The sequence below is a fragment of the Nitrospirillum bahiense genome, from assembly GCF_007828025.1.
GTDB classification, from domain to species: Bacteria; Pseudomonadota; Alphaproteobacteria; order Azospirillales; family Azospirillaceae; genus Nitrospirillum; species Nitrospirillum amazonense.
Map to the genome: position 1 here is coordinate 248,255 of NZ_VITO01000008.1, position 21,283 is coordinate 269,537.

14 protein-coding genes are annotated in these 21,283 nt (G+C 67.7%); 8 read left to right on the top strand and 6 right to left on the bottom strand.

Annotation, left to right across the window (positions count from 1 at the left end):
* Positions 1-76: 76 nt before the first annotated feature.
* The gene (locus tag FBZ88_RS14115) at positions 77-2,122 is read left to right on the top strand and encodes a hypothetical protein (RefSeq protein WP_246138658.1); all 2,046 of its coding nucleotides are present in this window, start codon (positions 77-79) and stop codon (positions 2,120-2,122) included.
* A 43-nt stretch (positions 2,123-2,165) separates the two neighbouring features.
* On the opposite strand, the gene FBZ88_RS14120 is transcribed toward FBZ88_RS14115, so the two are convergent.
* On the bottom strand, positions 2,166-3,749 hold the full coding sequence (locus tag FBZ88_RS14120) for a hypothetical protein (RefSeq protein WP_145617651.1): 1,584 nt from the start codon (positions 3,747-3,749) through the stop codon (positions 2,166-2,168).
* A 270-nt stretch (positions 3,750-4,019) separates the two neighbouring features.
* Between FBZ88_RS14120 and FBZ88_RS14125 the strand changes: the two genes are divergently transcribed.
* Positions 4,020-5,138, top strand: a complete 1,119-nt coding sequence (locus FBZ88_RS14125) for an NAD(P)/FAD-dependent oxidoreductase (protein WP_145617652.1) — start codon at positions 4,020-4,022, stop codon at positions 5,136-5,138.
* A 19-nt stretch (positions 5,139-5,157) separates the two neighbouring features.
* On the opposite strand, the gene FBZ88_RS14130 is transcribed toward FBZ88_RS14125, so the two are convergent.
* From FBZ88_RS14130 to FBZ88_RS14140, 3 genes are all read right to left on the bottom strand, one after another.
* Positions 5,158-6,369 carry an MFS transporter gene (locus FBZ88_RS14130; protein ID WP_186464400.1) on the bottom strand — a complete coding sequence of 404 codons (1,212 nt, stop codon included), beginning with the start codon at positions 6,367-6,369 and terminating at the stop codon, positions 5,158-5,160.
* A 174-nt stretch (positions 6,370-6,543) separates the two neighbouring features.
* Positions 6,544-7,008, bottom strand: a complete 465-nt coding sequence (locus FBZ88_RS14135) for a DMT family transporter (protein WP_145617654.1) — start codon at positions 7,006-7,008, stop codon at positions 6,544-6,546.
* An 80-nt stretch (positions 7,009-7,088) separates the two neighbouring features.
* The gene (locus FBZ88_RS14140) at positions 7,089-7,574 is read right to left on the bottom strand and encodes an AraC family transcriptional regulator (protein WP_246138659.1); all 486 of its coding nucleotides are present in this window, start codon (positions 7,572-7,574) and stop codon (positions 7,089-7,091) included.
* A gap of 354 nt (positions 7,575-7,928) precedes the next feature.
* Here FBZ88_RS14140 and FBZ88_RS14145 point away from each other — a divergent pair, with 354 nt between their 5' ends.
* Complete coding sequence (locus FBZ88_RS14145; protein WP_211102660.1) at positions 7,929-9,062, top strand: D-alanyl-D-alanine carboxypeptidase family protein; 1,134 nt, start codon at positions 7,929-7,931, stop codon at positions 9,060-9,062.
* Between the two features lie 119 nt (positions 9,063-9,181).
* Positions 9,182-10,216, top strand: coding sequence for a YeiH family protein (locus FBZ88_RS14150; protein ID WP_145617657.1), 1,035 nt, complete (start codon positions 9,182-9,184; stop codon positions 10,214-10,216).
* 51 nt (positions 10,217-10,267) lie between these two features.
* On the opposite strand, the gene FBZ88_RS14155 is transcribed toward FBZ88_RS14150, so the two are convergent.
* The gene (locus FBZ88_RS14155; RefSeq protein WP_186464401.1) at positions 10,268-12,679 is read right to left on the bottom strand and encodes an ABC transporter permease; all 2,412 of its coding nucleotides are present in this window, start codon (positions 12,677-12,679) and stop codon (positions 10,268-10,270) included.
* A gap of 246 nt (positions 12,680-12,925) precedes the next feature.
* Here FBZ88_RS14155 and FBZ88_RS14160 point away from each other — a divergent pair, with 246 nt between their 5' ends.
* The 4 genes from FBZ88_RS14160 to FBZ88_RS14175 all read left to right on the top strand — a co-directional run bounded on the left by FBZ88_RS14160 (position 12,926) and on the right by FBZ88_RS14175 (position 17,572).
* The gene (locus FBZ88_RS14160; RefSeq protein ID WP_145617659.1) at positions 12,926-13,816 is read left to right on the top strand and encodes a LysR family transcriptional regulator; all 891 of its coding nucleotides are present in this window, start codon (positions 12,926-12,928) and stop codon (positions 13,814-13,816) included.
* A 401-nt stretch (positions 13,817-14,217) separates the two neighbouring features.
* Positions 14,218-15,639, top strand: coding sequence for a circularly permuted type 2 ATP-grasp protein (locus FBZ88_RS14165; protein ID WP_211102661.1), 1,422 nt, complete (start codon positions 14,218-14,220; stop codon positions 15,637-15,639).
* A gap of 3 nt (positions 15,640-15,642) precedes the next feature.
* Positions 15,643-16,593 (top strand): alpha-E domain-containing protein, encoded by a 951-nt coding sequence (locus FBZ88_RS14170; RefSeq protein WP_145617661.1) that lies wholly within the window; start codon positions 15,643-15,645, stop codon positions 16,591-16,593.
* A 223-nt stretch (positions 16,594-16,816) separates the two neighbouring features.
* Positions 16,817-17,572 (top strand): proteasome-type protease, encoded by a 756-nt coding sequence (locus FBZ88_RS14175; RefSeq protein ID WP_145617662.1) that lies wholly within the window; start codon positions 16,817-16,819, stop codon positions 17,570-17,572.
* Between the two features lie 54 nt (positions 17,573-17,626).
* Here the strand turns inward: FBZ88_RS14175 and FBZ88_RS14180 are convergent, their stop codons facing one another.
* Positions 17,627-21,190, bottom strand: a complete 3,564-nt coding sequence (locus FBZ88_RS14180) for a response regulator (protein ID WP_145617663.1) — start codon at positions 21,188-21,190, stop codon at positions 17,627-17,629.
* Positions 21,191-21,283: the final 93 nt, after the last annotated feature.

Consider the following 21,283-nt stretch of genomic DNA (forward strand, 5'->3'; position numbering starts at 1 on the left):
TTTCAAGATAAACAAGCCCTTGTGACGGCCGAGTCTGTGGTTCCGGCGTGAACGAGTGTTGTGTCGGAAAGCGAAAATGCTTCGGCTGGCAATCCCGCTCGATTGGGCGATGAGCGTGGCTCGCCTCATGCGGAGTCTGGAGATTTTAATGGAAGTTTTTGCCGGCGGGAAATATCGCACAATAGCGATTTTCTTCATTATCATATTCTTGGCACTTCTGGTCTCATCCTGGCGTATTATTAGTGCTCATTATGTTGAGGCGTCGGATTTTGCCACAAACACGCTTCTCATTATGAGGATTAAAAGTTTCTCCCTTTGGATAGGCAATTATTCGCGCGTGGGGTTCAACCACCCTGGTCCGGCTCTGCTGTATGTTCTGGGACTGGGGGAATTTATTTTCTTCAATGGCCTGCATCTCGTGGCTTCACCGTTGGGCGGCCAGTTGCTCGCGGTGCTCCTATACAATTCTTTCTGGATCACGGCTCTATTTGTTGGAATGATCCGGATATCCCGTGCGCCCTTGACGGCGCTTATGGTGGTGTCGGTGTTCCTGCTGCTGGCGGCGTGGGTACACTATGAGTTCTTCATGGGATTGTGGTTCCCCGATCTTTATTTCTTTCCCTATGTGGTCATGGTGATTTCGGCCGCACGCCTCGCGGCCGGTCGTACGGATATGCTGTACATGCTGGCGTTGAGCGCGGGCTTCTTGATGAATGGGCACGTTTCATTCATTCCCATGCTTGGGGTGATCTTTATACTCCTATGTCTGTACAATATTGCCACTTACCACTCCGTGGCGGACCGATGCCTGATCCGCAGGGCGTTCTTCGCGCAAAATGCGGTCACGATTGGCATTTCCGTGTTGATACTGTTCCTGTTTTTCGTGCCGGCCCTCATCACCACAATCAATGAATTCCCTGGCCCCTTCGCGGATTATGCAAAGTTTGGCCGTCAGCACGCTCCCAACTCGGTATCGGCTGCCTGGGGCTTCATCAGCCAGTATTGGGGTGGGAAGCGCTACATGCTGGTCGCCATGGTGTTGGCGGTGGTGTTACTGGTTGGTAGCGCGCGTTCGGCCCGAAAAGAAAATGGGGGTGATGTCCGGGCCCTGCTGGCGAGCCTCGTCGCTGCGACCGGGTCAGTTCTTTTTTATGCTCGGTACGGTGTGGATGATGTTTCTCAGAACTACATCTGCCTATTCTATTATAGTGTCCCATTGCTTTTTCCATCTACCCTGCTTCTTTGGCACGACATGCAGTGGGTCACGGGGAAGAAAGTTGTTTATGCCATGGCGAGCGTGGCATTGCTGGGTGAGGCCTGCATCCACGTGAATCGTGTGCCGGACTACGCCGTGTTCTATGACCGGCCTGACATCGCAAATCTTTATCAAGCAATGGAACAGCACAAGGGGCAGGGCCGCATGGTGCTCGACACCAATAATGGGCCCGATTGGCCGCCTATCTGGATCAGCTTGACCGGCGTTGATGCATACGCCCTGCGCAAAGGGGAAGACTTGTTTTGTGTCAACAAGAACTGGCACATTTCCTTCACCAAGGAGGGGCGGTGCCGGTCCGAGGAAGTTGCGCACAATAACCGCTATAAGGTGGAACGCGCCCCCAACCCCCTGCCGGCCTTGCGGCCGGGCGACTTCGAGAGCGACGGCATCCTGTTCCGCCGCTATGTGGATCCAAGCGCCTTCGCTGTCGGCCCACTGCCCGTCGCGGGTCATAACGACGAATACGATGACTATCTACTGGCGTCGGGCTGGTCCAAGGCCGAGGAAGGTTTTGTCTGGATGATGGCGTCCGAGGCGCGCATAACCGTTCCGCCCGTGCAACTGGACTCTGGAATATTAACGCTGGATTTGGGTGCATACCTGCCGAAACCTGACTCACGGCAAACGGTCTCCGTCAGCGTCAATGGTGCGCCGCCGGTGTTGGCCGAGTTCACGATGAGCGCGAGCCGCCAGCAGATCCACATTCCTTTCGACAACCCGACCCATGCCGGTATCGATGTGCGGTTGGTTGACAACGACCTGATGTCGCCCGCTGCTTCTGGGCTTTCGTCCGACACGCGCACCTTGGGCGTTAGCCTCTACGGCCTGGACGTCCAGGCGCGGTAAGTGAGGTGCCATTTGGCGGTGAGCCTCCGGATTTCCCGGAGGCTCAGCCCTTCAGCCCGCGCCCCTCGGCCAGGGTGACGAAGTTCACCAGGTTGGTGTCGCGCCAGTGTTTGGTCCGGCGTAGTTCGTTCTGCGCCTTGACCAGCAGGGTGGTGATCAGGGCCATCTCGGCGCCGGTCATGGGGGTGGCGTCGCGCAGGCGGTCGGTTGCCGTCTGCACCAGCCCCTGGTCCAGCAGGGTCATGCTTTCGCGCAAATCGGCGCCCACGGCCTGCGACAGCTCCGCCGCGCGCACCGCCTGGCCCAGCCGCTCCCGGCTGTCCCCCGCCTCGGTGCGGGAGAAGGCGGCGCGGTAGGCGTCCATCAGGTCCTCCACCAGCCGCTCGCGGAAATCGCTGTAGCGGGTGCCCCAATGCAGGCTGCGCGTCAGGGTGTTGCGCCAGCGCATGGTGTAGCCCAGCGCCCAGGCCAGGGCGGCATGGTCCAGCGCCATGCGGCCCTTGGCATGGGCCGTGACCGACACGCGCATGGACAGGTAGGGGTACAGCGCGCCCTCCACCTTCTTGATCATGGTGTCCAGGGTGCCGTGGGCTATGCTGGCCTCGCGGCCGTCGCGCAGCAGGTCGAATTCGTCGAACAGGGTCAGCAGGTCATCCAGGTAGACCAGCTCCCGTTCCAGCAGCTCGCGCCGCTCGGAAGCGACGACCAGCGGGCGGCGGGCTACCTCGCCGGCGCCGGCCAGGGCGCCCAGCTCGTCGGCCAGGACCTGGCAGGTGCGGGCCAGGTGGCGCACCAGGGCCGACAGCAGCACCGGCTGCCAGTCGGTGGGGCCTTGCACCAAGTAGCCGCTCATCTGCCGATAGGCGCGGTGGCGGTTCAGCAGCACCAGGGGCATCAGCAGGGTCAGCTGGTTGGCCTGGGCCACCGGCACGCCCGGCGCCTGGAAGGACAGCACGGCCGCCGCTCCGTCGGCCCCGCCGTTATCGTCATCGCCTTTCAGGCCCGTGACCAGGCGGGAATAGTGGCCGCCGTTCTCCAGCAGCATATACAGCAGCGACAGGTCGGCCAGCATCAGGGGGCGGGGCACTACCCCAAGGTTCTTGCGCGTCGCCTCCGCCCGGCGCCAGGCGTTCATCACCTCCAGCAAGTCCTTGGTGGCGGCCTTGTCCTGCAGGGTCTGTGACAGCCGCGCGGCGGCGGCCAGACGCAGTTCCTCCCGCAGGGCCAGGGCCTTGGGCGTGCGCAATACCACGAACAGCGGCTGTTCCTGGGCCAGGGCCGACAGGGTTTCATCCACCGAGCGGCTCAGCGGCGCCAGGGGCTTGGCGGCCAGGGCGGACCATAGGCCGCCCACGTCCAGCGGGTGGATGCTGCCGGGACAGTGGAACTCTTCGCGGAGCAGCCAGGGGTCGCTGGTCAGGAAGGGTTCGAACAGCTGGGTGAACTGGCGCCGGGCGTGGGCCTGGCGCTGGGCGTTCAGCTTCTGGATCAGGGCGCGGCGCACCATCGCCCGGCTTTGATCCGGGCTGGAATCGACCTCTTCGAACAGTTTGCGCGCGGCCTCGGGCGACAGCCGGTCCACCAGGTCGGTCAGCGTGCGGGCGCGATCCTCTTCCGCCGGGGTCATGCCCTGCCCCAAAGGCCGCCGCGGCAAGCCGTGCTCAACCCCATGCTTCCAACCCCATAACCCATGCGACACCGGCATCCATTATCGCCGCCGGATATTTCCGGCAGGTAAACGAACCTCGCCCAAGGTAATACGCCCCAGCTCCGGGGCCGACAATTATCTTAAAGGTTTGACCATTCTAAAAGGTTTGGGGCGCTGTTCATGCCTGCAGCATTGCGCGACGCGGCACCGTCCGGGCAGATTTGACCGAGGATAGGACGGGAGCGGGGCATGGCCGGCGCGGATACGGATTTCGATGCGATCGTTGTGGGGGCGGGGGCCGTGGGTTTGGCCTGCGGCCGCGCCCTGGCCCTGCGCGGCCTGATCGTCGCCGTGCTGGAGGCGGAGGACGCCATCGGCCATGGCGTATCCTCCCGTAATTCCGAAGTGGCGCACGGCGGCCTCTACTATCCCACCGGATCCCTGCGGGCGCGGTTCTGCGTGACCGGGCGGCGGATGCTGTACCCCTTCCTGGATGCCCACGGCGTCACCTACGACAAGTGCGGCAAGCTGGTGGTGGCGACGGAGGAGGCGGAGGTGCCCCGGCTGGAGGGCATCCTGAACCAGGCCAGGATCAACGACGTGGAGGGCATGCGCTGGTTGAGCGCGGCCGAGGTGCACGCGCTGGAGCCGGACCTGCGCGCCGTGGCCGCCCTGATCTCACCCGAGAGCGGCATCTTCGACAGCCATGGCTACATGGTGGCGCTGCGGGGAGAGATCGAGGCGCGGGATGGCGCCGTGGTCACCGGCACGCCGGTGCTGGGCGTGACGCCGCTGGAGGGTGGGGGCTTCACCGTAAGCGCCGGCGGGCGCGATCCCACCACCGTCACCACCCGTCTGCTGGTGACCGCGCCGGGCCTGTCGGCCCAGGATGTGGCGGCCCGCATCGAAGGCTTTCCCGCCGACCTGATCCCCCGGGCGCACTACGGCAAGGGCAGCTACTTCGCCCTCAACGGCCGGGCGCCGTTCAAGCGCCTGGTCTATCCGCCCCCCATTCCCGGTGCCCTGGGCGTTCACTATCGCCGCGACCTGGGCGGGCAGGCGCGCTTCGGCCCCGACCTGGAATATATCGAGGCGCCCGACTATCGCGTGGATCCCAGCCGCGCCGACGGCTTCTACCGCTACATCCGCCGTTTCTGGCCGGGCCTGCCGGACGGCGCCCTGGTGCCGGACTATGCCGGCGTGCGGCCCAAGATCCATGGGCCCGGTGAAGCGCAGCCCGACTTCCGCCTGGATGGGCAGCCGGCCCATGGTCTGCCGGGCCTGGTGGCCCTGTTCGGCATCGAAAGCCCGGGCCTGACCTCCTCTCTCGCCATCGGCGAGGCGGTGGCCGAGCTGCTGGACGCGTGACTGAGGGAAGACCGGACCGTCAGCGCACACCCGGCGCGGTTGCCCCCTGGGCGCGGCCGCCCATGAGCGCCAGACCGCCCAGCGCCAGCGCGGCGGCGATGCCGCTGGCGATGGCCAGGCCCAGGAAAGCGCTGAAGATGTCACCGAAGCGATGAGACAGGGTGGTGACGACGAAGGCGCTCAGGAACTGGCCAACGAAGAAGGACGCTTGCCACAGGCCGGTGGCCCGGCCGCGGATCTCGAACGCCAGGCCGCGCAGGGCCCAGGTCAGCAGGGTGGGCAGGATAAGGCCGCAGCCGAACTGGGCCAGCGCCACGGAGGCCAGCAGCCAACCATGGCCGGTCGCCAGCGCCATGCCGCTGAAGCCCGCGCCGCACAGGGCGAAGGCCATCAGCAACAGCATGGCCACCGGCAGGCCGGACAGGCGTTGGAAGGCGATGGTGCCCACCGGCACCGCCAGGCTGGCCGCCGCCGTCATTCCACCGATGGCGGCGGGGTCGGTGACGCCCCGGCCGGTGAGCGCCAGGGACAGGTCCACCTGCACGGTATAGAACAGGATGGCGGCGAAGGCGGTGATGGCGCAGATGCCGCCCAGGCGCGCCCAGGGAAGGGCCACGGTCCGGTGCGCCTCGGGATGCTGCAGGACGTCTTCGGTCTCCTCCGGCTCCCAGGTGAAGAAGTGGATGCCGGCCAGCAGCAGCAGGCTGCTGGCATAGACGGCGAAAGGGGCCCGCCAGCTGATGGCGCCCAGCGCGCCGCCGATGACGAACAGCACCACGGCGGAGATGGAGGCGACGGCGGTCTGCAGCGCCAGCCATTTCTCCCGCTGGCGTCCCTTGAAGTAGTCGCCGATCAAGGTGGTGGTCAGGGTCATGACGGCGGCCTCCGTCACCCCCACCACCACGCGGCTGGCCAGGATGGCGCGGAAATCATCAAGGACCAGCGGGGCGACGCCGCAGACGGCGTACAGCAGCATGGACAGCATCAGTAGCCGGCGGCGGCCAAAGCGGTCGGCCAGCCAACCGGCGGGCGCGGAGAACAGGGCCACGCATAGCGCCGGTGTCGTCAGGATCATGGGCACCCAGTAATCGGCCTGGGGCATATCCTTGAAATGCGCCAGCATTTGCGGCAGCACCGGCGCCAGCACGACGACGCCCATCACCGACATCGTGCTGGGCAGCAGCAGCGCCAGCCCCTGCGCCAGGCCGGCCGTCCGACTTTTGGAAGCCACGTCAAATACCCTCCCTGGGGACGGGCGCGGGCGCCGGTCCGTTATCCTTCTGGCATGATCGGGGCGGACTTTTCCCGCCGGCCTCCGAACCATGGCGCCCCTAAACTAGAAGGCGGGGACAGGGCGGTAAAATCGGGGTTTCCGATATCATGCATCGGCGGCACCGGCAGGTCGCTATCGGCGTACCAGGACGACCCCCAGGATCAGCAGCGCCGCGCCCAGCAGCCGGTCGGCGCCGGCGGGGTGCGGGGTCACGCCCAAGGCGCCGACATGGTCGATGACCAGGCCGCACAGCATCTGCCCCACCACGATCAAGGCCAGGACGGTGGCGGCGCCCAAGCGCGGGATCATCAGGATGGCGGTGGCGATGAAGGCGGCGCCGAACAGGCCGCCGGCCCAGGCCGGCACGGGTGTGGCGCCCAATGCCGCCGCCGTCGGCCGGGGCCCGGGCATCGTCAGCGCCAGCAGCAGCATGGCCGCCATCCCCACCAGATAGCTGGTGAAGCCCGCCCACCAGGGTGATCCCAGCGCCATGCGCAGATTGGCGTTCAGGACCTGCTGCACGGCCAGGCTGACGCCGGCGGCGACGACCAGCAGGCAGGAGAGCACGGTGGCGAGGGATGGGGCGAGGGACGGCATGGGGCGCGGCTTTCCAAAAGGGGTGATGATGGCACCACCGATAACGGTGCACCGCGCCGCGCTATAGAACGGGTGTGACCTCAGCCGGCGCGATAGCGTCCGGGCGTGACGCCGAAGGTGTCGCGGAAACAGCGGCCCAGGTGGCTCTGGTCGGCGAAGCCCGTGTCCGCCGCCACGGCGGCGATGGCTTCGCCCTGGCGCAGCAGGGCACGGGCGGCGTTCAGCCGGTCCAGCAGGCGGAACCGCTGCGGCGCCAGGCCATGCAGCCGTTTGAAGCGGCGGGAATAGCCCTCGCGGCTCAGGCCCGCCAGCGCCGCCGCTTGGGTCACGGTTTCCCAACCGGCGTCGATGTCGGCCGGCGGCCGCGGGGTGCCCGGCGGCAGGTAGAGGTTGGTGCACACCACGCCCGCCGGGCTGGCTAGGGAAAGGTGGGGCACGCCGGCGGGGATGCGCACGGCCTGGCCCGCCGCCACCTCGACCGAGACGCCGGCGATGACGAAGCGGCGCACGCCGAGGAGGACCATGGTCACCTGGTCCTCCTCATGGAAATGGACGGGCAGGGCCACGTCGTGTCCGCGAACCGTTCCCACTTCAACGGCCGCGCCGTTCCCGGGACGCCAGTAGCGCCAGGGCGCATCGGGGGTTCCGAGGACGGGGGAAGGAGGCATGGCGGCGGCCTGGTGGGTAGCGGGCCACCAATGGTACCGCCAATCGCAGGGATCGAAACTGCTGTTTTGGTGACCGGGTAGCCTGGCGGCTGGCGCCCCCACCGCCGGGTGAATCACCCTTTATCTTGTTGCGTCATCTTTATCCCACCCAATACCTGGACAGAATCCATTGAATCTTCTACCCCTAGGGACAGTATTCCATTCCCTAGGGGCGAGAGGAGCGGCACGGTGGGTTTCAAGGGGGCGATTGGGGTGGCGCGGCGTGTTCTGGGCCGGCTGGGGGCTGTCGTCGCGGCGCTGGGGGCGGTGGCCGTCGGCTTGGGCGCCGCCCATCCGGCGCAGGCGGGCTATGCCTCCCTGGTGGTCGACGGCGGCACTGGCGAGGTGCTGAACGCCGTGAACCCGGATGAGCAGAACCATCCGGCGTCGCTGACCAAGATGATGACGCTCTACCTCACTTTCGAGGCCATCCATCAGGGGCGCCTGCATTGGGAGGATGAGCTGCCGGTGTCGCGCAACGCCGCCAACAAGGAACCGACCAAGCTTGGGCTGGAGGTCGGGCAGACGGTCAGCGTCAAGGACTGCGTTCTGGGCATGATCGTCATTTCCGCCAACGACGGCGCCACCGTGGTGGGTGAGGCGCTGGCCGGCGGCAGCGAACAGGTGTTCGCCCGCATGATGACGGACAAGGCCCACCAGCTGGGCATGACCAACACCGTGTTCCGCAACGCCTCGGGCCTGCCCGACCGCGAGCAGGTGACGACGGCGCGCGACATGTCGCGCCTGGCCATGGCGCTGCATCGCGATTTCCCGCAGGACTATCACTACTTCGCCACGCGCGAGTTTGATTTCGAGGGGCGCCACCTGACCGGCCACAACCGCCTCATGTACCGCTACCCGGGCATGGATGGCATGAAGACGGGGTTCACCAACGCCTCCGGTTCCAACCTGGTGTCCTCGGCCGTGCATGACGGGCGCCGCCTATTCGGCGTGGTGTTCGGCGGCAGCAGCGCCAAGACCCGCGACAAGCTGATGGAAACCCTGCTGGACAACGCCTTCGCCAACCGCGACACCGACCCCAAGCTGGTGGCGCTGGCTGCCGGCCGCCCCCTGACCCGGGTGGCCCGCGCCCGGGGCACGGGCCGTGTCGCCCACGCCGGCCGGGCCCGCACCGTGCACGTGGCCGTGGCACCGGTGCAGCGGCGCGGCCATGCCGCCGCCGCGCACCTGCGCGTGGCCTCGGGTCACGCCGGCAGGCACGTAACGGCGCATGCGGCGTCCAAGGGCCATGCCCATGCCAAGGCGGTGAAGGTGGCGGGCAAGGCCGCCAAGGGCAAGGTGGCCGGCAAGGCGCACGGACACCACCACAAGGTCGCGGCTGATTGATCTCTTAACTAGATCGATATCAACAGAACAATCTGTTGGATGGCTTTGTGTGAAATGACGATGTTTGGGGGGCGCGGTCCAATGGGGTCGCGCCCCTTTCGTATCAAGGCACCGCCATCATGGTCCACTCTGCCCATACCGCCGCCGTATCCGCCGTTCGCTGGCCCACGCTGTCCTCCGCCACCCGCCTGGTCCCGGGCCTGGTCTACTGCCTCATCCCGGCCGCGGCCGGCCTCGCCCTGCACCGCGTGCCGGCCCTGGGACTGTTCAGCCCCATGATCCTGGCCGTGGTGGTCGGCATCGCGCTGCGCAGCGCGGTGGGCCTGCCCAGGGTGACGCAGGCGGGGGTGACCTTCGTGCTGAAGCGCCTGTTGCGCATCGCCGTGGCCCTCCTGGGCCTGCAGTTGACGGCGGCCCAGGTGGCGGCGGTGGGTCCCACGGGTGTGGCTATCATCGCTTTCAGTCTGGTGGCCACCTTCGTCTTCACCAAGACGGTGGGCCGCTGGCTGGGCGTGCCGGCGCCCCTGGCGGAACTGATCGCCGCCGGCACCTCCATCTGTGGTGCCTCGGCCGTGGTCGCGGCCAACACCGTCACCCAGGCGGATGATGAGGACGCGGCCTACGCCGTCGCCTGCGTCACCGTCTTCGGCAGCATCGCCATGCTGAGCTACCCGGCCCTGGGCGCCGCCCTGCACCTGGCGCCCCGCGCCGTGGGCCTGTGGGCCGGCGCCTCCATCCATGAGATCGCCCAGGTGGTGGCCGCCGCCTTCCAGTCGGGCCAGCAGGCCGGGGAGTTCGGCACGGTGGCCAAGCTGACCCGCGTGGCCATGCTGGCCCCCCTGGTCCTGTCGCTGGGCGCCCTGCGCCGCCGGCGGGAAGGCACGGGCGGCAAGCCCATGCCCATGCCGTGGTTCATCCTGGGCTTCGTGGCCCTGGTCGCCCTGAACAGCCTGCACGCCGTTCCCGCCGTGGTGAAGGACTGGGCCCCCGGCGTCACCACCAGCCTGCTGACCTTGGCCCTGGCCGCCATGGGCCTGCACACACACGTCGGCCGCATGGCCGCCAAGGGCTTCGCCCCCCTGGCCCTGGGCGCCCTGGCCAGCCTGTTCATCGCAGGACTGAGCCTGGTGCTGATTGTCACGGTGTGGGCGTGAAGCGATCCTTGATCCTCTGACCAAGGGCCCGCCGGTGCTGTCGGCGGGCCCTTATTCGTACCGCAGCGCCAGCACCGGGCGGGCGCGGGCGATCAGGATGGTCTGGCCGGCTACGGTGGCGGCGGCGATGGCCAGGGCCAGGGCCGTGGGGCCCAGGAAGGTCCAGGGGCCGATGTCCACGTGATAGGCGAAGCCGGCCAGCCAGCGGTGCAGGAACAGGTAGGCCGGCAGCCAGGCCAGCGCGCTGGCCAGCAGCACCGGCTTGGCGAACTGCCACAGCAACAGGCGCAGGATGTCGGCCAGCGAGGCGCCATAGACCTTGCGCACCCCGATCTCCTTGGTCCGCCGCTCCGCCGTCACGGCCGACAGGCCGTAGATGCCGGCGCAGGCCATGCCCAGGTTGATCAGGCTGAAGAAGGTGATCATCTGGGTCTCATGCCGGATCAGGCTGGTCAGCGAGTTGAGGTGATCATCGAAGAAATAGCGGTCGCTGGGCGACAGCTCCCCCATGCGGCGCCACAGGGCGTCTATGGCGGCCAGCGTCCGGGTGCGGTCGCCCGGCGACAGCTTCACGTACATCAGTTCATACCCGCCGGGATCGCTGACGAAAAAGGTGGGGGCGATCTTGTCCTGCAGCGACCCCATGGGGAAGTCGGGCACCACCGCCGCCACCTGCACGTCGCCGTCCACGCCCGGCAGGTGCAGCGCCTGGCCGATGGCGTCCTCCGGCATGTCGTTGCCCAAGGCCCGCGCGGCCGTTTCGTTGATCACCACCTTGTGGCGCACGGTGCTGGGGCGTTTGGGGTCCGGCAGCTGCCCGGCGAGGGCCGGCAGGTGGAACACGGGCAGGAAGCCGGGGTCGGCCGCCACGCGGTTCAGGCGGACGGCGTGGCCGTCGTTCAGCGTGGCCGTCACCAGCGGGCGGCTGCGCTCCAGGCTTTCCATGCCGGTGCAGCCCACGCCCTTCACCCCGTCGATGTGCTGCAGGCCGACGCGGATGGATTCCGGGCAGTTGGCGTCCAGGATCAGGATGTCGGCGGTGTCATAGGAGACGCGATCACGGGTCAGCAGCTGTTGCTGGCGATAGGTGACCGAGGCCCCCACCAGCAGCATGACCAGCAGCATGAACTGTCCCATCATCAGCACCTGCCGCACCCTGGCCGTCCGGTCCACCACCGGGGCCGCCGTCCCCGGGCCGCCGCCCTTCAGGATGGCCACCGGCCGGTGCGCCGCCAGTACCAGGGCCGGGTAGAACCCCGCCAGCAGCGTGACGCCCGCGCCCAGGCCGGCGACGATGGCCCCGACCTCGGGCGAGGCGGCGTCCAGCGACAGCCGTGCGTCCAGGAAGCGGTTGACTTGGGGGATGGCCAGTTCGGTCAGCGACAGGGCGATGACCATGGCGATGCCCACCAGGATCAGCGTTTCCAGCATGAACTGGGTCACCAGGTCGCGCCGCCGCGCGCCGCCCATCTTGCGCACCCCCACCTCCACGGCGCGGCGGGTGGCCCGTGCCGTGGCCATGTTGATGAAGTTGATGCAGGGGATCAGCAGGGTCAGCAGGGCGATGCCGCCGATCATGTACATGCGGTTCAGCCGGTCGGGGTTCAGGCCGGCGTGCAGCTGCAGGCTGGTCATGGGCACCAGCTGCGGAGACTGCCCGCCCGCGTGACCCGCCCCCCAATGCCGGCCGGCCAGTTCGTCCAGCGTTCGTTGCGCCACCACCGGGTCGGCGCCGTCGCGCAGGCGGACATAGGTGTAGACGTCGCCCGTCGTCCGCGCCGCCGTCTGGTCGCCATCCGTCCGTGACCCATCAATACGAGACTGAGGCGCGCTGAAGGGCGAATAGGGCGAGGCAGCGGACGCCAGGATCATCACCTCCCGCATATGGCTGCGGAAGGGCAGGTCCTTCAGCACGGCGCGCACGCGCAGCGTGGTGCGCTCGTCCAGCTCGATGCGCTTCCCCAGGGGCGATTCCGGCCCGAACAGTTTGCGTGCCATGGTCTGCGTCAGGGCCACGGCGCCCGGGTCGGCCAGGCTTTCCTTCAGGTCGCCCTCCACCGCAGGCAGGCGCATGATGTCGGCGAAGGCAGGATCGACCCAGGTGACGAACTCGCGGAAGGCCGCGCCGCCGTGCCGGATTTTGCGGGCGTCGTCCAGCAGGCGGGCCGCCGCCTCCACCTCCGGCGCCTCCGCCACCAGCGTGGCGGCCAAGTCGGGCGGGGTGCGCCAGCGCACCAGGGGGCCCGGCTCCTGGTCCTCGTCCACCGGCGCCAGCACGCTGTCCACCAGGTACAGCTGGGCATGATCGGGCAAGAACGTGTCGTAGGCCATCTGGTCGCGGATCAGCAGGGCCATCAGCAGGCTGGCCGTCAGCCCGACCACCAGCCCCGCCAGGCTGATGACGATGTCGGCCTTCACCTGCCGCAAGGACCGCATGGCCTGGCTTGCCGCGATGTACAGCATGGTCGCTTCCCTGTTCCCCACCCCGTTTGCGGGGCCGTCGCGCCCGCAAGCAAAGGGCGGACCACCGCTTAAGCCCTTGGGATCGCTTGACGCCGGGGCCTTGGGGCGCTGTCCGGAACCGCGCCTTGTCCGTTTCCGGACAGCCTGGTTGCCCGCTTCCGGACAATGATGCCGCGTGCCCTTCGCCTGCGCTACAGTGGCGGCGACGCCGCCGCTCCGGGCGGTACCTGACGGCGGGCCCATCCCTTGACCCTGGAACAGTTGCGCATCTTCGTGGCGGTGGCGGAACGTCAGCACGTGACCCAGGCAGCACGCGCCCTGAATCTGGCGCAATCGGCGGCCAGCGCCGCCGTCGCGGCGCTGGAGGATCGCTACCAGACGGCCCTGTTCAACCGCGTGGGCCGCGGCATCACCCTGACGGAGGCCGGCCGCCTGTTCCTGGCGGAGGCCAAGGCCGTGCTGGCCCGGGCCGACATGGCCGAACGGGCGCTGGCCGAACTGTCGGGCCTGCAGCGCGGGCAGTTGCGCGTGCAGGCCAGCCAGACCATCGCCAGCTATTGGCTGCCGCGCCACCTGGTGACCTTCCGCGATCGGCATCCGGGCGTGGACCTGGACCTCACCATCGGCAACACGGCGCAGGTGGCGGCCGCCGTGCTGGATGGCACGGCCGACCTGGGCTTCGTCGAGGGCGCGGTGGACAGTCCCGACCTGTCCGCCCATCAGGTGGCGCTGGACCAGCTGGTGGTGGTGGTCGCCCCCAACCATCCCTGGGCCTTCCGCGAGGCGGTCGCGCCGTCCGACCTGCCTGAGACGCCCTGGATCATGCGGGAACAGGGCTCCGGGACCCGCTCCGCCTTCCTGGCGGCCCTGTCGGACCTGGGCGTGGATACCGCCCGCTTGCGTATCGCGCTGGAACTGCCCTCGAACGAGGCGGTGCGGGCGGCGGTGGAGGCGGGCGGCGGCGCGGCGGCGCTGTCGGCCTCCGTCGCCAGCGGCAGCATCGAGGTGGGGCTGCTGCATCCCGTGCCCTTGGCCCTGGCCCCGCGCGCCTTCACTTTGGTGCGTCATGCCGATCGCGGGCTAAGCCGCGCGGCTAGCGCCTTTCTAGACGAAATGGGCCGCCGGGACTTGGCTTAAGCGACAGAAGCCATCGGTTGAAACCGTGTTTCCTCAAATGAACTTCTTTTGACTGTCCTGGCCGGGTCTTGACCTGGCGCAGGGCCTGTTCGATTGAAGGCAGACAAGGATAAGCGCGCCTTTTGGTTGCCAGGGCGGCCGGCGCGCGGTTGAGGAGGAAACCCGTGATCATATCGCCGCAACGGTCCGCATTGGGGGGCCGCATCGGGCGGGCGCCAGGGCCATGAGTGCATCTGCACAATTTATGGGCGATGAACGGCGGGCGATTGCCTGCGCATTGGGCGCCCATGCTTTTGCGTCCTTGGCGGAACGCATATTTCCTGGGCAGTTCCTAGGCTAGGCCGAGTTGGCGTGGCTCTTGCTCAACCAATCAGTCGGGCCTACCGATGGGGAAGGGGTTTATGGCGAAAGCAGACGGTCCATTCAATGAAATGGGCATGTCGGATGAGGTGCGCGGCCCGTATGCGGACATCGAACGATGGCTGCGCGAAATGCCGTCCGACAAACTGGAACTGAAGCGCCGCGAGGCGGAAACGCTGTTCCGGCGTGTGGGCATCACCTTCGCGGTGTACACGGAAGGCGGGGATCCGGAGCGGTTGATCCCCTTCGACATCATTCCCCGCGTGCTGGCGCGGGCCGAATGGGACAGGCTGTCGCTGGGCCTGCACCAGCGGGTGAAGGCGCTGAACGCCTTCCTGGCTGACGTTTACGGCGAACGGCACATCCTGCGCGCCGGCAAGATACCGGAACGCATGGTGCTGGGGAATGAAAGTTTCCGGCCCGAGATGCAGGGCTTCCTGCCCCCGGCCGGCGCCTACACCCACGTGGCCGGCATCGATATCGTCCGCCTGGATCCGGACAATTTCTATGTGCTGGAAGACAATTGCCGCACGCCGTCCGGCGTCTCCTACATGCTGGAGAACCGCGAGGCCATGCTGCGCCTGCTGCCCGACCTCTGCGGCATGCATAAGCTGGCGCCCGTCTCCCACTACCCGGAAGACCTGCTGGACACGCTGAAGTCGGTGGCGCCGCCCGCCTGTCGCGATGCGCCCACCGTGGCCGTGCTGACGCCGGGGTCCTACAACAGCGCCTATTACGAACACTCGTTCCTGGCCGATGAGATGGGCGTGGAACTGGTGGAGGGCGGTGACCTGTTCGTGGACGAGGGCTTCGTCTACATGCGCACCACCCAGGGGCCGAAGCGGGTGGACGTGCTGTACCGCCGCATCGACGACGATTACCTGGACCCGCTGACCTTCCGGCCCGACAGCGCCCTGGGCGTGCCCGGCCTGTTCGCGGCCTACCGCGCCGGCCGGGTCACCCTGGCCAACGCCGTCGGCACCGGCATCGCGGACGACAAGGCGATCTATCCTTTCGTTCCCGAAATGATCCGCTTCTACCTTGGGGAAGAACCCATCCTGTTGAACGTTCCCACCTATCTTTGCGAACGGGACGACGACCGCAAGTACGTGCTGGAGCACCTGCACGAACTGGTGGTGAAGGAGACGCGCGGGTCTGGCGGCTATGGCATGCTGATCGGCCCGCAATCCACCGCCGCCGACCGGGCGGTGTTCGCCGACCGCATCAAGGCGCGGCCGGCCGACTACATCGCCCAGCCGACGCTGGCGCTGTCCACCTGCCCGACCTTCGTCGAGCAGGGGATCGCCCCCCGCCATGTCGACCTGCGGCCTTTCGTGCTGAACGGGCGGGAGATCCGGGTGGTGCCCGGTGGACTCACCCGCGTGGCCCTGCGCGAGGGCTCCCTGGTGGTGAATTCCAGCCAGGGCGGCGGCACCAAAGACACCTGGGTACTGGAGCGCTGACCAATGCTGAGCCGTACCGCAGACGGACTGTTCTGGCTGGCCCGCTATATGGAGCGGGCAGCCAGCGTCGCGCGCCTGGTGCAGGTGGGCAACCGCATGTCCAACATGTCGCTGTCCCTGGACAATCCGGGCAATGAATGGCGATCCACCCTGGTGGCGGCGGGGACGGAGCCGGGCTACCTCGCCAAGCATGGGGAGATCGTGCCCTCCCTCGTGCTGGACTACCTGGTGCTGGACCCGGAAAACCCGTCCAGCATCGTGTCCTGCATCGAGACCGCCCGCCGCAACGGCCGGGCGGTGCGCACCGCCCTGACCGTGGACACGTGGGAGGCGCTGAACGAGACCTGGCAGCAGACCCGGGCCCTGAAGGCCGACCGCCTGGCGGCGGACAGCCTGCCCGGCCTTATGGACTGGGTGGTCCAGCGTTCCCTGCTGTTCTGCGGCAGCTACGCCAACACCATGCTGCGCAACGACGGCTATCTGTTCACCCATCTGGGCACGCTGCTGGAACGGGCGGACAACACCGCCCGCATCCTGGACGTCAAGTATCATGTCCTGCTGCCGGATCATGAGGGCGTGGGCGGGGTGCTGGACTATTATCAGTGGCAGAGCATCCTGCGGGCCGTCTCCGCCCTGCGCAGCTATCACTGGGTCTATCATGACCGGCTGAAGCCCTGGCTGATCGCCGAGCTGCTGATCCTGCGGCCGGAAATGCCCCGGTCCCTGGTGGCCTGCCTGGCCCATGTGGTGGACCTGCTGGAGGCGCTGGCCGTGCGCTATGGCGGCCAGAAGGGCGAGTGCCATCGTTTGGCGGGCGAGATCCACGCCCGGCTGCGCTATGGCCGGGTGGAGGACATCTTCCAGTTCGGCCTGCACGAATACGTGACGCAGTTCATCGACGACATGCTGCGCCTGGGGCAGGAGATCAGCGGCTTCTACCTCAACGTCCGCTGAGCCGTCGCGATGGGGCCCGGTCCCGGGTTTTTCCCGGGCCGGGTCCATTCGTTGCGTTTTCCGGCCATCGCCAATACTTAACGTGCGCACCCCTGGTGGTGGCGGCCGGTTTCGCGGTATGACGGGGCATGGGGATAGGGCCCTGTCCGTGAAGGCGCCCATCCCCCACTTGAGGAAGAAAGCCGCCCGTCAAGGGCGGCGTCCCGCATGTCGAGGCCTGAAGATGACCTATTGCGTCGCCCTGTTCCTGAAGGCTGGGCTGGTGATGCTGTCCGACACCCGCACCAACGCCGGGGTCGACAACATCTCCACCTTCTGCAAGATGCACCGGTTCGAAACCCCGGGTGAGCGCTGCATGGTCCTGCTGACGGCGGGCAACCTGTCCATCAGCCAGTCGGTGGTGAACCGCCTGCAGGAGGGCGTATCCATAGGCGATGCCGATCCGGAAACGTTGGCCACCGTCCCGTCCATGTTCCGTGCCGCGCAACTGGTGGGCGCCGCCATCCGCGATGTCTACAACAGCGACGGCCTGGCCATGAAGGCGCAGGGCGTGGGCTTCGACGCCTCGTTCCTGCTGGGTGGCCAGATCCGGGGCCGTGGCATGCGCCTGTTCCAGATTTATTCGCCCGGCAACTTCATCGAAGCGACGCCCGAAACGCCCTACCTGCAGATCGGGGAGCACAAGTACGGCAAGCCCATCCTGGATCGTGTCGTCTCTTACGACACGCCGGTGCAGGACGGGGTGAAGCTGGTACTGGTTTCCATGGACAGCACCCTGCGCAGCAACCTGTCTGTCGGCATGCCCATCGACCTGGCCGTCTACCATCGCGATGACTTGCAGCTGCGCATCCACCGCCGCATCACCGAGACCGACAGCTATTTCCAGCATGTGCGCGACCATTGGTCCAATGCCCTGCGGCAGAGCTATGGCACCCTGCCCACGGCGGACGAATGGTGGGCGGGTAAGCGGCAAGGGTAAGGCCCCGCCAGCCTGTACCAGGCCGCGACGGGCTTAACTCAACGTGGTTTGGCATTACCCTTCATGCGCCTTCAGCAGCGGCTTGAGCACGGCGGCCACTGCGGCCAGGCCAGCGGGCAATGCCGCTACGAGTGCGGCGATCTCGGGCCGGCACTCGTCCGCCTTGCCGGCGCGCGCGCAGGTCTGGATGCGTGTGGCTGTTGCCTGCATCTGGCGCAGCCCGATATCGCCCGCTGTGGCGATAAGGGTATGGGCGGCCCTGGCCATGGCGTCAGTGTCGCTGGTGGCCGCCAGGGTCTCCAGCGCCGCCACCCGTGCCTCGCATTCATTCACCGATGACATGACCAGGTCGGCCAGCGTGTCGGTGTCCAACAGCTCCGCCAGTTGGCGCAGGGGGGCCGGGTCCAGCACCGGTGGACCGGCCGCCAGTGCTGATGGAGCCGGCGCCGGTGGAGCCGATACCGGGGCTAATACTGGGGTTGAAGCGGCGGGGGCGGCGGGAGTGGCCGCTTCCACACTGTCCTCGATCGGACCGGCCGCCGCCACCCAGCGCGCCACGGTGGTGGCCAGGTTGGGCAGGGCGAAGGGTTTGGCGATGTAGTCGTCCATGCCGGCGGCCAGGTATTCCTCGCGCATGCCGGCCATGGCGTTCGCCGTCATGGCGATGACCGGGGTGCGCGGCCGGCCGGTCCTTTCCTGGATGTCGCGGATGCGCTGGGTGGCCTGAACGCCATCCATCTCCGGCATCTGGATGTCCATCAGCACGGCGTGGAAGGTCTCGCGCTCGTAAAGATCCAGGGCCATGCGGGCGTCGCCGGCCAGGGTGACACGGTAGCCCAACTTCTCCAGCATGGTTCGGGCGACGGTCTGGTTGATGAAGTTGTCGTCCACCACCAGCAGCCGGGCGCCGTTGCCGGGGGGCAGGCCGGGCCGGATGGGCTTGGGCGGTCGGCTGGGGCGCAGGGGCGAGGCCGATGGCGATCCCTGTAGCGGGGGCAGGACCTGCGCCTTGGGAATCTCCCTGGCGCGCGCCGGCGGCAGGCGCACGGTGAAGGCGAAGGTGCTGCCCTGGTTCAGCGTGCTATCCAGGGTGATGGCCCCGCCCATGAGCGCCACCAGCCGCTGGGAAATGGCCAAGCCCAGGCCCGACCCGCCGAAGCGGCGGGAGATCGAGGTGTCGGCCTGCCCGAACTTGCGGAACAGCTGCGCCTGGGCCGGCGCGCTGATGCCGATGCCGGTGTCGCGCACGGCGAAGTGCAGCGGCACCAGGCCGTCCTTGGCGATGCCCACCTCCACCTCCAGCGTGACCGATCCCCTCTCCGTGAACTTCACGGCGTTGCCCACCAGGTTCAGCAGGACCTGGCGCAGGCGGAACGGGTCGCCCCGATAATGGCTGGGGGCCGCCCCCACCACCCTCGTTTCCAGCCGGATGCCCTTGTCGCGGGCGCGGGGCTCCAGGATGGCCAGCACGCCGGCGGTGACGTCGGCCAGGGCGAAGGGCACCTCCTCCAGCTCAACCCGGCCCGCTTCCAGCTTCGAGATGTCCAGGATGTCGTTGATGATGGACAGCAGGGCGTCGGCGCTGTCGCGGATGATGGCGGCGTAGGTCGCCTGGTCGGCGGTCAGCGGGCTTTCCAGCAACAGCTGCACCATGCCCATGACCCCGTTCATGGGCGTGCGGATTTCATGGCTCATGTTGGCCAGGAAGTCCGACTTGGCGGCGTTGGCCGCCTCGGCGGCGCGGCGGGCCGCGTCCAGCTCCTCCGCCAGGGTACGCAGTTCGCGCGCCTGCGCCGCCAGGCGGTCGCGCGCGTCGATCAGGTCGCTGACCTGCCGCCGCTGCAGCGTCATGTCCATGTAGCTGACGACGAAGCCGCCGCCGGGCATGGGGATGGCCCGCGCCTCCAGCGTGCTGCCGTCCGCCCGTGTCAGCTCATAGGTCATGGGTTCCGGCGAGCGCACCCCCGCCAGCGGGTCGGCGGCGCCGTCCTTCAGCAGGGGCTCGACCTCCCCGAGGGGCAGGCCGGGCGGGCAATCCCCCGCCTCCAGCCCCATCAGATCCAGGAAATGGCGGTTGCGGATGGAGAGGCGCAGCTGGGCGTCGAAGGCGACGATGCCCTGGTCGATGGATTCCAGGATGGTGGTCAGCAGCCTGTCGCGTTCCTGCAGGTGCTGGCGCGCCTCCACCAGGGGCGTGATGTTGCGTCCCACCCCGCGAAAACCGCGAAAGCGGCCATCGGGCGCGTAATAGGGCCGGCCGGAGATCTCGACGTGCCGGATCTGGCCGTTCGGGCCGGGGACGGAATAGGTGAAGTCGCGGAAGGGCGTGCGGGTGTTGAGGAAGCCTTCGTAGGTGACCCAGTGGGCGGCGTCGGCATCGGCCGACAGCTCGCGCCGGGTGCGGCCCAGCAGCTGGGTCATGTCGATGCCCACGAACTGCACCCCGTCGGAGATGTAGGTCAGGCGGTGGGTCTCGTCCGTTTCCCAGTACCAGTCGGTCGACACCTCCGTCAGGTCGCGGAAACGCTCCTCCCGCGCCACCAGTTCCTGCTCCTGCCGGGCGACGGCGTCGGCCATGGCGTTGAAGGCCTGGGCCACGGCCTCCAGCTCCGGCCCGCTGCCAGGGCTGTCGATGTGGATGGCGCGGTCGCCGGCGGCGATGCGCTGTGCGGCGTCGCCCAGGGCGCGCAGCCAGCGCAGGACCGACAGCTCCAGCCCCGCCACCCCCAGGGCGAAGGCCAGCAGGGTGACGGCCAGAACCACCACCAGGTTGCGGCGGAAATCGATGTTGGCGGCGGCCAGCACATCGGCCTTGGACAGGCCGACGGCCACGCGGGCACCGGTATCCCCCACGCTGGCGATGCCGAACAACCGGCCCACGCCATGCAAGTCCACCGTATCGGCGTTGCCGTCCGGCGTAGCCAGCATGGCGCCGATCAAGGGCGAGCGACGATCGCCATCCCCCACCTCGGCACCGGGCTCCGGGTATCGCGCCAGGATATGGCCGTGACGGTCCACGGCCAGGAACACGGCGTGCCGCTTCTCCACCAGCTGCCGGCCCATGTCCTCCAGCCATTGCAGGCTGATGGCGGTGCTGGCCACCCGGGCGACGTCGCCCTTGGGGGTGGCCTGCATCTGCGCCACCACCATCACCGGTTGGCCAGAGGTGCGGCCGATCAGGAAATCGCTGATGGTGGGCTGGCCGGTCTTGATCAGGGTCTGGAAATAGTCGCGATCGCCGAAGCTCTGGAAGGGGGGCCCGGAGGAAGAGCAGAAGGCCTGGCCGTCCGGTCCCATCAGGTTGACGTTGGTGATCCAGGGATGGGCCGCCTTCATCAGCCGCGCGTCCTGCACACACTCCTCCAGCGGCAGGCGTGCGCTTTCGCTGACCAGGGTGTCCGCGATATGCCGGGCCTGGGCGATCAACATCGCCTGCTGTCCCGCCACCGCGTGCGCCAGGCCCAGCGCCTGGGCCTGGGCGCCGGCGATGGCTTCCGACCGCCGGGCGCCGTAGTCGGCGATGGACAGGGCGGTGAGGGGCGCCACCACCACCAGCAGCAGGATTTGCAGCCGGGCGCGCAGGCCTTTGCCGTGCAGCTTCAGGTAGTGGGATGGCAAGCCGTTGTGCCTTTCCGGCTAAACGTCAGGGTCGCGCCATCATAGCGAAAGCCACTGGGAAATACAGGCACAGCCGCAAGACAGGATCGTTGC